Source organism: Actinomycetota bacterium, from assembly GCA_028698215.1.
Taxonomy (GTDB): Bacteria; Actinomycetota; Humimicrobiia; order Humimicrobiales; family Humimicrobiaceae; genus Halolacustris.
This window is the reverse complement of the sequence record JAQVDY010000035.1, coordinates 1-12,772: the sequence shown is the minus strand read 5'-3', so window position 1 is coordinate 12,772 and position 12,772 is coordinate 1. Positions and strand designations below refer to the sequence as shown.

Genomic DNA, 12,772 nt, shown 5'->3' with positions numbered 1-12,772 from the left:
TAATTAATATAAAAAGGAGAAAAAAATGATAGTAGCAATTTCATCTACCGGAACCAGTCTGGAATCGAATGTAGATTCCAGGTTTGGCAGATGTCCATTTTTCATACTATATGATACCGAAAGTGATACTTTCGAACATATGCCTAATGAAGCACGGGGAGCTATGGGAGGGGCTGGTATCCAAACCGGCCAGGCTATAGCAGGCAAAGGTGCTGAAGCAGTAATTACCGGAAATGTGGGACCTAATTCTTTCAGGGTCCTGTCTACAGCCAATATTAAGATTTATACCGGTGTAACCGGTAAGGTTAGTGAGGCTATAGCACAGTTTAAAGCAGGCCAGCTGACTGAAACCAGTGCCCCCAATGTTACTTCCCATTTTGGTATGGGCGGCGGCATGGGAGGGGGAGGTAGAGGTTAAATTGATTATATCAGTTGCTAGCGGAAAAGGCGGTACCGGCAAAACTACCATAGCCTGTAACCTGGCTTTAGCAGTGGGTTACTGCCAGTTAATGGATTACGATGTGGAAGCCCCCAATACCAGTTTCTTCATGAAGCCGGATATAAAGCATATCCAGAAAGTATCCATAAAGCACCCTTATTTTCTTACCGAAACGGGGGCGGACTTTAGTCCCTGTGCCCAGTTTTGCCACTATAATGCAGTAGCAGTAATTGGCCAGGAAGTCGTATTCTTCCCGGAGCTCTGCCATGGCTGCGGCGGCTGTCTTTTGGTTGGCCCCCCAGGGTCGGTTAGGGAAAAAGACGTAGTGGTGGGAGAAGTTAAAAAGGGGACTGCCCAGCCTAATATCAATTATTATATGGGCGATTTGATACCAGGATCCATGCGGACCGTTTCCCTACAGTCTGCCCTGGATAAGGATATCGTAAAATCTGAACTGGTAATCATTGATTGCCCCCCTGGAACTTCCTGCTCTATGGTATTTTCAGTAAAGGACTGTGACTACTGCCTGTTGGTTACCGAGCCTACCCCTTACGGGTTAAATGACCTGCAGCTTTCCATAGAAGTGCTAAGGGGCATGAACAAGCCTTTTGGGGTAGTCATAAACCGGGATGGTATTGGTGATGACCAGGTAGAGAAATACTGCCAGGATAACCATATCAGCATACTGGCCAAAATACCCAATGATACCGAGATTGCCAGGCATTATTCCCGGGGCGATACCATCATTGAATATGACAGCAGCTACAGGCAAGTATTTGAGAATATAATAAAGCAGATAGAAAAGGAATTAGGGTTATGAAACAGCTGACCATAATAAGCGGAAAAGGCGGCACTGGTAAAACTACAGTGGCCTCTAATTTCATAAAGCTGGCCCATGACCATATTGCGGTAGACTGTGATGTGGATGCGGCCAACCTTCATATATTGCTGGAGCCTGAATTAAAGAAGCAGGAAGAATTCAGCGGAGGGGCAGTAGCCACTTTAGTGGGGGACTGTATAAACTGCGGAAAATGTGAGGAACTCTGCCGGTTCGAAGCTATTAAAGATTCTGAGACGGATATAAAGATAGACGACTTGAGGTGCGAAGGGTGCGGGGTATGTGTTTACGCCTGCCCGGTGGGAGCTTTAGAGCTTAAACCTTCAGTTCAAGGTACAAGCTTTATATCCCAGACCAGTTTTGGTCCTATGGTTCATGCCCGGCTTATACCTGGTGCTGAAAATTCAGGATTACTGGTTACCAGAATCCGCAACACAGCAGAAGATATTGCCAACCAGGAAGGATACCGGCTCATAATAATAGACGGGGCCCCGGGAATAGGCTGTCCGGTAATATCTTCTTTAAACGGGGTAGATGCAGCCCTTATTGTAACTGAACCTACCCTTTCAGCTATCAGTGACTTTAAAAAGGTGTTTAAGGTAGCCCAGATATTTAATATCAAGGTATTTGTTAGCATCAACAAATATGACTTAAATTTGGATAACAGTGCCCAGATAGAGGAATTTTGCCGCCAAAACGGGATAGAGGTGCTGGGAAAAATACCTTATGATGAACAAGTTTCTGTATATCTTTCCCAGAAAAAATTTATAACCGATAATCCCCAGAGCGAAGCAGGATTAGAAATTAAAAGGATGTGGGAAATTTTAGAACAATATTTGTATCAATAAAGAATATAGAAAACCAGTAGAGGAAAAGAGACCTATGAAGTTAAACCTAAAATGCATACCCTGTTATGTGAACCAGGTCCTGCAGGCAGCGGACCTGCTGGGAGTAGATGCTAAAACTAAAGAGCAGATGGCCAGGGAAGCCCTGGAAGCAGTATCTAATTTTAAGGTAGGAGAGCATGCTTTCCATACCTTTAATTTAGCCCAGGACGTAATTAGAAAACATGAGCCCAAAAAAGATCCATACCGTAAACTTAAGAAAAAATATAATCAGATATGCCTGCACTTGGAACCTAAAGTGAGAAAGCTAATTGAGGCTTCAGAAGATAAGTTTGAAACTGCTTTAAGGGTAGCAATTGCCGGTAATATAATTGATTTTGTACAGCAGCCGGACATGGATGAAAATTTAGTTCAGCAAACCATAGATGATGCCCTGGTTCAGCCCCTGGATGAAGAAAAAATAAAGTTGTTTAAACAAAAAGTAGCAGAAGCTAAAAATATTTTATACGTGGGCGACAATACAGGGGAGATTGTATTTGATAAGGTATTTATTGAATATATCGGCCCTTTGAAAGTAACTTTTGCGGTAAGGGGCGGTCCTACCATCAATGATGCTACCATGGAAGATGCCCAGGAAGTGGGTTTAACCTCACTGGTAAAGGTTATTACTACCGGTATTGATTTGCCGGGAGCTATGCTGGAACTGGCTTCTGATGAATTCAGGCAGGCTTTCAGGCAGGCAGATTTGGTAATATCCAAAGGCCAGGGAAATTACGAGGCTTTAAACGAAGAAGATAAAGAGATATTTTTCCTACTCAAGGTAAAATGCCTGCAGATAGCGGAAAATATGGGTTACAAATACCAGGTAGGGGATATAGTAGTAGACGATTTAAGATAAATAAAACTTTATAATCATTGGCAGCGGTAGTAAGTGCAGGCAGGGCCTATTAGCAGGAGGCTAGGCAATTTTTAATTTTTAAACTTGCATAGGCTGGCTGTATTGTGTATTATTTGTTTTAATTTTATAAATTTTTAAAAACCTACCTACCATAATTGGTACATGGCAAAAAAAGGTATAGATTACCACAAAATAAAGAGTGATCTAGAGAACTTCGTAGAACCTCACATCAACTATTGTTGTCAGTGCGGAAAGTGCAGCGCAGGTTGTCCGGTAGTAGATCTTTATGAGTATAAGCCCCATCAAATCATAAGCCTCATACAGGCAGGACAGATAGACAAGATAGTTAATTCCAATACAATATGGTTATGCCTGGAATGCGATATATGCTCCACCCGCTGTCCGGAAGACATAAGTATTGCTGCTATCATGAACCACCTAAGGGTGGCTACCTGGCAGCAGGATACCCATAAGAACAAACCAATTTCCAAGTTTTATAAAATATTTATAAAAATACTGCAGTTTTTTGGCAGAAGCTATGAGCCGGGGCTTATTATGGGCTTGAACCTGGGTACGGGAAGAATAGTCAATGATGCCGATATTGCTTTGGACATTTTAAAAAAGAGAAAGATAAAAATATTGCCGGAGCTGGTAAGGGGCAGAAAAAGCCTGGGCAAGGTAATGAAAAAGTATATGTAAAATTATATGGAAGAAAAAAACATAAATAAAATTGCATATTATCCAGGATGTTCCCTAAATTCCACTGCCCTTGACTACAACCTGTCCATAAAAAAATTATTGGATGCTTTGGATATAGAATATGAAGAAATTGAAGACTGGAACTGCTGCGGTACTACCCCTGCCCACCACACCAACGAAGAGCTTTCTGCAGCATTGTCTGCCAGAAACCTTCTTTTAGCTAAAAAAATGGGCTATGAACAAATTTTGTGTCCCTGTGTTTCCTGTTATATCAAACTTACCCATGCTGCCAACCTGCTTAATGCGGATCCGGAAGAGCTTAATGAATACGAGCAGATAAAAAGACAGCAATTGGTGGACGATCTTAAAGACATGGGCCTAAAAGTGGAGCCGGAATATAATTTCAAAATTTATTCTATCTTGAATTTCCTAGTGGAGAAGGAAGAACTTATAAAGAAAAAATATCAGGAGGCTATAGGTAATGAAAATTACCGCCGTCCCCAAATATTGGACAGGATTAAGCCTGCCTGTTATTACGGCTGCGTTATCTTCAGGGCTAAAGAGGCAGATAAGTTTGACCAGACTGAAAACCCTATGACTATGGAAAGGCTGCTTAAGATAGTAGGAATAGACAGCAGGGAATTTCAGTTTAAAACAGAATGTTGCGGGGCTATTATGTCTCTTACCCATAAGGATGCAGTGCTAAAGCTAAGCGGGAAAATCCTGGAAATGACTGAAGACTGTGGGGCCAACTGTATAGTTTTGTTTTGCCAGCTATGCCAGCAGAACCTGGATTTAAGGCAATCACAGATAAACAAGGCTTTTAAAACTAATTATCATATTCCGGTAATATATATAACCCAGGTGCTGGGTATGGCCCTGGGGCTTTCTGAAAAAGAGGTTATGCTGGATAGGCTTTTTGTAGAGCCATCCATTAAATAGGAAAGGAGCTAGTAGGCTTTGAGAATTGGTGTATTTGTTTGTTACTGCGGTTCCAATATTGGGGCTAATGTAGATGTAGAAAAAGTGGCGGAAGAAGCACAGACATTCCCAGGGGTTGTGTTTACCCAAACCAACCTTTATACCTGTTCGGAACCGGGCCAGCTTCAAATTGTGAAAGCAGTCAAGGAACATAACCTAAACCGGGTAGTGGTGGCATCTTGTTCCCCCCAGGTACATAATGTTACTTTTATGCGTACTGTAGAATCGGCGGGACTGAATCCCTATTTGTTTAATATGGCCAATTTAAGGGAACAGGATTCCTGGATACATGATGACCGCCAGAAGGCTACCCAGAAGGCAATAGAGCTGGTAAGGATGGCAGTGAGCAAAGTTTACCGGCAGGGGGAACTCTATCCCAAATATTTTGACATAAACAAGACAGTAATGGTCATAGGGGGCGGAATCACTGGCATACAGACTGCTTTGGATATCGCCAATGGGGGAAGAAAGGTTATACTGGTAGAAAAAGAGGCTTCTATTGGCGGCAAAATGGCCCAGCTGGATAAAACTTTTCCTACCATTGACTGTTCTGCCTGTATCCTTTCACCCAAAATGGTAGATGTAGGAACCCATGAAAATATTGAGCTGTTAACCAATTCCGAGGTGGTTAAGCTGGAAGGGTCGGTAGGCAATTTTACTGCTACCATAAGAAAGAAACCCAGGTATATAGTAATTAAAAACTGCACTTCCTGCGGAGAATGTGAAAAGGTATGCCCGGTTACCATACCAAACAGCTATGAAGCAGGTATAGCCGAGCGGAAAGCTATTTCCAAGATGTTTGCCCAGGCTGTACCTTCTGCCTATAACATCCATAAAAGGGGGAAAGCCCCTTGCCGGAGCAGCTGTCCGGCCGATGTGGCTGCCCAGGGCTATATTGCTTTAATCAGGGAAGGTAAATACCTGGAAGCCCTTAAGCTGCACCGTGAAGATAATCCTTTCCCTTCCATATGCGGCAGGGTTTGCACCCATCCCTGTGAGCTTAATTGTACCCGTAAACTGGTAGACAGCCCCATAGCTATCATGGACCTAAAAAGATTTATTTCCGATTATCAGTTAAAACTGGGAGAAATACCACTGCCCCAGATGGAAGAAAAGAAATCCCAGAAAGTAGCTATTATTGGTTCCGGTCCTGCCGGTTTAACCGCCGCTTATTATTTAGCTAAGAAGGGCTACGGGGTTAAAATATGGGAGGCCATGCCGGCAGTAGGAGGAATGATGAGGACAGAAATTCCTGATTATAGGCTGCCCCAGGATATATTGGATAAAGAAATAGAAGTTATAACCAGGATGGGTGTAGAGATAGAAACTAACCGCAGAATGGAAAATACAGATCAATTGTGGAAACTCAGGCAGGATTATGATGCCGTATTTTTAGCCACTGGAGCCCATAAGGATATGCCCATAAATATAGGGGAAGAAGGGGTAGAAGGGGTAATATCCGGGGTAGAATTCTTAAAAGAGGTATCTTGGGGCCAGGGCAAAAAACTGGAAGGCAAAGTAGGAGTTATAGGAGGGGGAAATGTAGCTATTGACTCTGCCCGTTCGGCCTTAAGGTTGGGAGCAGGCCAGGTAGATATATTTTACCGCCGGAGCCAGCATGAAATGCCTGCTATTGAAGAAGAGTATGAGGATGCAGTAGAAGAGGGAGTAGGCATGAACTTCTTGACTACCCCCATAAAGCTAATTCAGGAAAACGGCAAGCTAAAACAGGTAGTTTTTATAAAAAATAAGCTGGGGGAGCCTGACCAGTCAGGAAGAAGGAGCTTTATCCCCATAGAGGGAAGTGAATTTACCCTGGAGATGGACTGGTTAATTCTGGCTATAGGACAGAGGCCAGATACTGATTATTTGACCACCGGTGATGATAAGCTAAAAATTACTTCCTGGGATTCAATACAGTTGGAAGATGATAACATACTTCTGGCAGACAGCAGGGGAATATTTGCAGGAGGAGATGCTGTTACCGGACCGGCTACGGTTACCGAAGCCATAGGTCATGGCAAACTGGCTGCCAGAGCCATTGACCGTTATATACAGGGGGAAAGCCTTACTGAAATATCGCAGGCCATAGCTCAGGAAAAAAAGGCTGAACCAAGGCTGAAAGCGGAAGAGGTATTTACAGAAAAGGAATTAAAAGAATTTAAAAAAGCTGCCAGGGCGAAAGCCAGGAAGCTGGAAATACAAAAAAGAACCAAAAGCTTTGAGGAAGTAGTAGCCACCTTATCTGAAGAAGAAGCAAAAAGGGAAGCAGCACGATGCTTGAACTGCGGTATTTGTTCCGAATGCGGCCAGTGTATTGAGGCCTGTGAGGCTAAGGCCATCGATTACAGCCAGAAAGAAGAGATAATTACCAAAGAAATAGGGGCAGTAGCGGTTACAGTTGGGATAGATGTGCTTACTGCAGATATGTTTGGTGAATATGGGGGCGGACAGCTACAAGATGTTATTACCAGCCTGCAGTATGAGAGGCTAATGTGTGCTTCCGGCCCCACCCATGGCCATATTGCCAGGCCTTCCGATAAAAAGGAGCCCAAGAAAATTGTATTTCTTTCCTGCGTGGGCTCCAGGGACCGCTCCCGGGGTTTGGAATACTGCTCCAGCGCATGTTGTATGTATATCGCCAAGCAGGCCATACTTACCAAGGAACATATTAAGGACTCCCAGTCCTATGTCTTCTATACAGACATAAGGTCACCCGGCAAGGATTATGATGAGTTCATAGACCGGGCCAAGCAGTACGGCACCAAATATATCAGGGGAAGAGTATCCAAGGTGTACCGTAGGGAAAAGGACGGCAAACTCATAGTAAAAGGTATAGACACGGTATTGGACCAAATGGTGGAAATAGAAGCGGATTTAGTAGTTTTAGCTACAGCCATGGTGGCCAGCCAGCAGGCCAAGCAACTGGCCAAGGTTCTAAATATTAGTACCGGCCCCTTTGGGTTTTTCAAGGAAAGCCATCCAAAACTGAGGCCGGTAGAAACCAATACCAATGGAATATTTATAGCGGGGGCCTGCCAGTCTCCCAAAGACATTCCTACCAGTGTAGCCCAGGGCGGGGGAGCTGCAGCTAAAATATTGGCCTTGATGTCTAAGGATAAGCTGGCCAGCGATCCCATGGTGGCCAAGGTGGACCAGATAAGATGTATCGGCTGCAACAAGTGCCTTATGGTCTGTCCCTTCAATGCCATTGAAGAGGTTACCGTAAGGGGTAAAGAGGTAGTAAATGTAATTGAAACGGTGTGTAAGGGCTGCGGGCTTTGTGAAGCCACTTGCCCCATAAATGCCATAACCCTGAATGGATTTACCGATGAGCTGATCTTGGAAGAAATAAAAGCTTTTTCTACCAAAGGATATTAAAAAATGATGACAGAGCAAATAAAAGAAAATAAAGGCCAGGCCCAAAAGGAAGAAGTAAGGATTGTAGCCTTCCTTTGTAATTGGTGCTCCTATGCCGGCTCGGATGCAGCAGGGACAGCAAGGCTGAGACAGCCGGAAAACCTAAGGATAATAAGGGTTCCCTGCAGCGGAAGAATCAATCCCTTATTTATCCTCAAGGCTTTTGCCATGGGGGCAGACGGGGTTCTTGTTTCAGGATGCCATCCCAATGACTGCCATTACAGTGATGGTAACTTTTACGCCCGCAGGAGGCTGGAGGTACTAAAAGAATACCTGCCCTTTATAGGGATTGATAAAAGAAGGTTTGCCTACCAGTGGGTTTCTGCTTCAGAGGGACAGAAGTGGCAGAGAGTGGTAGTAAATTTTGTCAAAAGAATTAAGAGTATAAACGGAGAATGAGTAAAGATATTTTAAATCAAAAACTAACAAATGAAGTGTCTTCTATATTTGACCAGGTAGATGTGGTGGTAGGGTATTGCGGCTCAAATAACCCCTTGATGGTTAACCCCTGCTTTATAGAGGAAAAAGAGGGCTTGGACCAATTAATCTTTAATCAGCTTTGCATTAATAACCTGGCCAGCTATGCCTATAAGCTCTCCAAACGGATAAAGGGCAATATTGCCATGGTGGTAAAACCCTGTGACAGTAAAGCCATAGCCCAGCTCATCAGTGAAGGTTTGATAGAAAGGGATAAATTCAAATTGTTGGCGGTACAGTGTCCGGGAGTCCTGGACCATAAGAAGATCACTAAAGCCCTAAAAGGGGCCAGAGTATTTTCACTTAATATAGGGGCTGATAAAATTGAGGTTGAGACTGCAACCGGGACCCAGGAACTTACCAAGGATGAATTTTATGCAGATAAATGTTATTGGTGCAAAATTTACAATAAGCCTCCCCTGCATGATATTTTTATTGAAAACGACCAAAAGTTTTCCTTGGAGCCCAGGGACAGGTTTGAAGATATCCAGGATCTGGAAAAAATGAGCCTGGATGAAATATTTTCTTACTGGCAGCAAGAATTTGAACGCTGTATCAGGTGCTATGCCTGCAGGAATATATGCCCCCTGGAAGTATGCCAGGATCAGTGCATAGTTCACCTGGATTATCCTAACTGGCAGTCACAGAAAGTAGATGCAGATGAAAACAAGTTTTTCCAAATGATAAGGGTAATGCATTTGGCAGGCAGATGCGTAGAATGTGGAGAATGCGAAAGGGTATGCCCCCAGAATATAGGTTTGCTTAAGCTTATGAAAAAAATGAATCAGATAATAGGTGATATATTTGATTATGAGGCAGGAATGGATATTGAGGCAAAACCTCCTTTGCTGACCTATAAAACATTAGAAAAAAATATAAAAGAAGAAGAATTATAAATAGATATGGAAAAAGTATATACCCTAAAAAAAGAAAATTTAGAGGGGTGGCTAAAAGCCCTGGCAGAAAATGCTGAAGTTTTTGTCCCCGTACAGGATAAAAAGAATAGCTTAATTAACTTTTTAAGCTTATCCCGGATAGGACAGGATCTAGGCTGGAAACAGGATGAAGACCATGGCCTGGTATTAAATTTAACTGAAAAAACCAGGCTCAGCCCTAAACATATAATTTATCCCATGAGCGAAGATTTACTGGAATTTGAATACAAAAAGAATACCCAGCAGCTGGATGATGTAGAAATAAACATCTCTCCTGCCAATCCGGAAGGACAGAAAATTATTTTTGGGCTCAAACCCTGTGATGTTCAGGCTATAGCCAGGCTGGATGCTGTTTTTGGAGAAGGAGTAGTAAAGGACCACTACTATATGGAACGCAGAAAACAGACGGTATTGATAGCTGGGGGCTGCGATACTGTTTTTGAGGATTGTTTCTGTACCCAGGTAGGGGGAAGCCCCTATAATTTCCAGAATACAGATATTGGTTTTTACCCTGAAGGAGACAGTTATGTGTTTATAGTCTATACAGAAAAGGGCCAGGAGGTGGCCAGGGACAGCTCTGGTTACCTGCAGCCGGTAGAAGATGGGGCCCGGTACCTGGCTCTGGTAAAAGAGAAAGATGAGCAGTCCTCTGGAAAAATAGCAGAACTGTGGGAAGGAAAGGATTACCAAAGCATACCAGATATTATGAACCAGCGTTTTGAAGATGTAGAGTGGAAGAAAGTATCGGCCAAGTGCATAGGATGCGGGGCCTGTACTTTTGTTTGTCCCACCTGTTACTGCTTTGATATCAGGGATGAAAAAGATAATCAGCAGGGCCAGAGATACCGTTGCTGGGACTTCTGTACCAGTTACCTGTATACTTTGGAAGCCAGCGGCCATAACCCCCGGGCTGAGCTGTATCAGAGATACAGAAATAAGATTAATTGCAAATATAATTATAATTACAGGCGCCATGGGCATCTGTACTGCGTAGGATGCGGAAGATGCATAGATGTATGCCCGGTTAACATGGATATTCGGGAAATAGTGGCTGCTATTATAAATAAGTAGATATTTGGGAAGGGATATGGAGAAAACAAATATAGTTACGGAAAAAGACATAGTAGGCAAAGAAAATCCTTACCTGCCTTCGGTAGCCATAGTAACTCAGGTAATTGAAGAGACTCCCAATATATTATCGATCCAATTAGAGCTTCAGGATCCGGAGGAAAAGAAATCTTTTGGTTTTAAGCCCGGCCAGGTAGGGCAGATTTCTGTGTTTGGTTCCGGAGAGTCCACCTTTGTTATTAATTCCCCCTCCAGCCAGCCGGAGACATTACAGTTTACAGTGATGAAGGTAGGTGTAAACACCAGTGCTATAAGCAATTTGAGCCCGGGAGAGAGAGTGGGGATTAGGGCACCATTAGGCAACTGGTTTCCCTGCGAGCAATGGGAACAAAAGGATATCCTGATTATTGGGGGAGGCATAGGCCTGGCCCCGCTTCGACCCCTAATTTTTTACATTTTAGAAAACAGGGATAAATATGGGGACCTAACATTGCTTTATGCTGCCAAGACCCCGGAAGATAGGTGCTATAAGTATGATTTGGAGCAATGGGAAAAGTCCGGTCATATTAATCTGGTACAAACCATTGATACTGCCTGCCATGGCTGGGACCAGGAGGTAGGGCTTTGCCCCCATGTACTGGAGCAACTAAAACCTTCTCCGGAAGATAAGGTGGCCATTACCTGCGGGCCGCCCATAATGATAAAATATACCTTGGAAGTTTTAAATAAGCTCAAATTTAAAAGTGATATGGTATATACTACCCTGGAAAGAAGAATGAAATGTGGGGTAGGAAAATGCGGTAGGTGCAACATAGGCCATAAGTTTGTCTGTGTGGACGGCCCCGTGTTCTCCCTGGAAGAACTGGAAGAAATTCCCGAGCCCTTCATTTAAGGACAGCCCAGGCTATAAAGTTAAGATTTAACCTTTGTAAGGCAGGCAGTCCGGAAGCAAGATTCAAGTTAAGCGTCAAGGATTAACCTATGCATGAATATTCAATAACCAGTTCTATCATAGAGATAGTAAACAGGAATATTAAAAAAAGGAACCTGGGTCCTATTAAAAAAATTAATCTAAGATTAAGCCCTATATCACAGATAGAGCCAGAATCGGTAACCTTTTATTTTAATGCCCTGACCCGGGAAGATAAGAATTTAAAAGGGACAGAACTTGCTTTTGAAAAAGAAAAATTAAAACTTTTTTGCCAGGACTGTGGTAAAAAATCTGAAATTAAGGATTTTCTTATCCGTTGTCCCCATTGCGGCAGTGGTAATATTTCGGTGCAGGAAGCAGAGGAGATAAAGATAGTTTCGGTAGAAACCAGGGACTGATTTTATTTAATAAATTCTTAAAGGAGATAGCATGTTAGCAATAGATTTAAAAGGCAGGACAGCAGTAGTAACTGGAGGTTCGGGACAATTGGGCAGGACTATTTGCAGAGGGTTGGCTAAGTGCGGGGCTAATGTAGCTCTTACCTATTATCAATCCCAGCAACAGGCCTGCAATCTAGAAGAGGGGCTGCAGAAGGAATTTGGAGTAAAAGCTTTAGCCCTAAAGGCTGATGTTACCGATATTAAATCCCTAAAAAATGCTAAAAAAACCATTAACGGACGGCTGGGCACAGTGGACATAATTGTAAATAATGCGGTAAGCCAGTACCAGTGGAAAGAAGTTTTAAAACAGGATACAGAAAGCTACGAGAGCCAGTTTAAAACTTCCGTTCTTCACAATGTGTTTATGGCCCAAGTTTTTGTGCCGGACATGGTACGGCAGAAATATGGAAGGGTGATAGGCATTAATACCGAATGCTCTTTACAGGCCTTTCCCACCCAATCAGCTTATATCGCCGGAAAAAGGGGAATGGATGGAGTCTTAAGGGTCTTGGCCCGTGAGGTCGGAGGGTATAGCATTACGGTTAACCAGGTAGCTCCCGGATGGACCATTACTGATAATTGCCGGCAAACCGATGGTACAGAATCCAATATTAACCAGGATTTTCCCTATATAAGCAGGGTTCCTATGGGCAGGAGGGGAACTGATGAGGAAATAGCTTATGCGGTCTGTTTTTTGGCTTCTGATCTAGCTGGATTTATTACCGGGGCCTTTCTCCCGGTAACCGGGGGAAATGTTATGCCCTGCATTTAGGAAATATTAAATAAAAGAGCGGCAGTGGT

13 protein-coding genes are annotated in these 12,772 nt (G+C 43.2%); all 13 read left to right on the top strand.

The genetic code is table 11. From position 1 onward, the window contains the following. Positions 1-25: 25 nt before the first annotated feature. The 13 genes from PHN32_08285 to PHN32_08225 all read left to right on the top strand — a co-directional run bounded on the left by PHN32_08285 (position 26) and on the right by PHN32_08225 (position 12,743). On the top strand, positions 26-418 hold the full coding sequence (locus tag PHN32_08285) for a NifB/NifX family molybdenum-iron cluster-binding protein (GenBank protein MDD3777588.1): 393 nt from the start codon (positions 26-28) through the stop codon (positions 416-418). A 1-nt stretch (position 419) separates the two neighbouring features. Next, positions 420-1,259: an ATP-binding protein gene (locus PHN32_08280; protein ID MDD3777587.1), complete on the top strand. Its 840-nt coding sequence runs from the start codon at positions 420-422 to the stop codon at positions 1,257-1,259. Continuing rightward, a complete protein-coding gene (locus tag PHN32_08275; GenBank protein ID MDD3777586.1) occupies positions 1,256-2,125 on the top strand; it encodes an ATP-binding protein in 870 nt (289 codons plus the stop codon). The genes PHN32_08280 and PHN32_08275 overlap by 4 nt, the downstream gene beginning before the upstream one ends. Before the next feature lie 34 nt (positions 2,126-2,159). Then, positions 2,160-3,020 carry an ARMT1-like domain-containing protein gene (locus PHN32_08270; GenBank protein ID MDD3777585.1) on the top strand — a complete coding sequence of 287 codons (861 nt, stop codon included), beginning with the start codon at positions 2,160-2,162 and terminating at the stop codon, positions 3,018-3,020. Positions 3,021-3,182: 162 nt separating this feature from the next. After that, positions 3,183-3,719 (top strand): 4Fe-4S dicluster domain-containing protein, encoded by a 537-nt coding sequence (locus PHN32_08265; protein MDD3777584.1) that lies wholly within the window; start codon positions 3,183-3,185, stop codon positions 3,717-3,719. Between the two features lie 6 nt (positions 3,720-3,725). Further along, the gene (locus PHN32_08260) at positions 3,726-4,661 is read left to right on the top strand and encodes a CoB--CoM heterodisulfide reductase iron-sulfur subunit B family protein (GenBank protein MDD3777583.1); all 936 of its coding nucleotides are present in this window, start codon (positions 3,726-3,728) and stop codon (positions 4,659-4,661) included. A gap of 18 nt (positions 4,662-4,679) precedes the next feature. Beyond that, the gene (locus PHN32_08255; GenBank protein MDD3777582.1) at positions 4,680-8,081 is read left to right on the top strand and encodes an FAD-dependent oxidoreductase; all 3,402 of its coding nucleotides are present in this window, start codon (positions 4,680-4,682) and stop codon (positions 8,079-8,081) included. A 3-nt stretch (positions 8,082-8,084) separates the two neighbouring features. Further along, complete coding sequence (locus PHN32_08250; protein MDD3777581.1) at positions 8,085-8,519, top strand: hydrogenase iron-sulfur subunit; 435 nt, start codon at positions 8,085-8,087, stop codon at positions 8,517-8,519. After that, positions 8,516-9,493, top strand: coding sequence for a 4Fe-4S dicluster domain-containing protein (locus PHN32_08245; GenBank protein ID MDD3777580.1), 978 nt, complete (start codon positions 8,516-8,518; stop codon positions 9,491-9,493). The genes PHN32_08250 and PHN32_08245 overlap by 4 nt, the downstream gene beginning before the upstream one ends. A gap of 6 nt (positions 9,494-9,499) precedes the next feature. Then, entirely contained in the window at positions 9,500-10,603 is a 1,104-nt protein-coding gene (locus PHN32_08240) for a 4Fe-4S dicluster domain-containing protein (GenBank protein ID MDD3777579.1), read from the top strand. A gap of 16 nt (positions 10,604-10,619) precedes the next feature. After that, positions 10,620-11,492: an FAD/NAD(P)-binding protein gene (locus PHN32_08235; GenBank protein ID MDD3777578.1), complete on the top strand. Its 873-nt coding sequence runs from the start codon at positions 10,620-10,622 to the stop codon at positions 11,490-11,492. A gap of 89 nt (positions 11,493-11,581) precedes the next feature. Then, positions 11,582-11,929, top strand: coding sequence for a hydrogenase maturation nickel metallochaperone HypA (locus tag PHN32_08230; protein MDD3777577.1), 348 nt, complete (start codon positions 11,582-11,584; stop codon positions 11,927-11,929). A gap of 31 nt (positions 11,930-11,960) precedes the next feature. Continuing rightward, the gene (locus tag PHN32_08225; GenBank protein ID MDD3777576.1) at positions 11,961-12,743 is read left to right on the top strand and encodes an SDR family oxidoreductase; all 783 of its coding nucleotides are present in this window, start codon (positions 11,961-11,963) and stop codon (positions 12,741-12,743) included. The last annotated feature ends 29 nt before the right edge of the window (positions 12,744-12,772 follow it).

What these genes read in the sequence shown, in the direction of transcription:
- PHN32_08250 (MDD3777581.1), top strand. Translation starts at nt 8,085, where the DNA reads ATGATGACAGAGCAAATAAAAGAAAATAAAGGCCAGGCCCAAAAGGAA.
- PHN32_08270 (MDD3777585.1), top strand. Translation starts at nt 2,160, where the DNA reads ATGAAGTTAAACCTAAAATGCATACCCTGTTATGTGAACCAGGTCCTG.
- PHN32_08265 (MDD3777584.1), top strand. Translation starts at nt 3,183, where the DNA reads ATGGCAAAAAAAGGTATAGATTACCACAAAATAAAGAGTGATCTAGAG.
- PHN32_08275 (MDD3777586.1), top strand. Translation starts at nt 1,256, where the DNA reads ATGAAACAGCTGACCATAATAAGCGGAAAAGGCGGCACTGGTAAAACT.
- PHN32_08245 (MDD3777580.1), top strand. Translation starts at nt 8,516, where the DNA reads ATGAGTAAAGATATTTTAAATCAAAAACTAACAAATGAAGTGTCTTCT.
- PHN32_08230 (MDD3777577.1), top strand. Translation starts at nt 11,582, where the DNA reads ATGCATGAATATTCAATAACCAGTTCTATCATAGAGATAGTAAACAGG.
- PHN32_08285 (MDD3777588.1), top strand. Translation starts at nt 26, where the DNA reads ATGATAGTAGCAATTTCATCTACCGGAACCAGTCTGGAATCGAATGTA.
- PHN32_08235 (MDD3777578.1), top strand. Translation starts at nt 10,620, where the DNA reads ATGGAGAAAACAAATATAGTTACGGAAAAAGACATAGTAGGCAAAGAA.
- PHN32_08240 (MDD3777579.1), top strand. Translation starts at nt 9,500, where the DNA reads ATGGAAAAAGTATATACCCTAAAAAAAGAAAATTTAGAGGGGTGGCTA.
- PHN32_08225 (MDD3777576.1), top strand. Translation starts at nt 11,961, where the DNA reads ATGTTAGCAATAGATTTAAAAGGCAGGACAGCAGTAGTAACTGGAGGT.
- PHN32_08260 (MDD3777583.1), top strand. Translation starts at nt 3,726, where the DNA reads ATGGAAGAAAAAAACATAAATAAAATTGCATATTATCCAGGATGTTCC.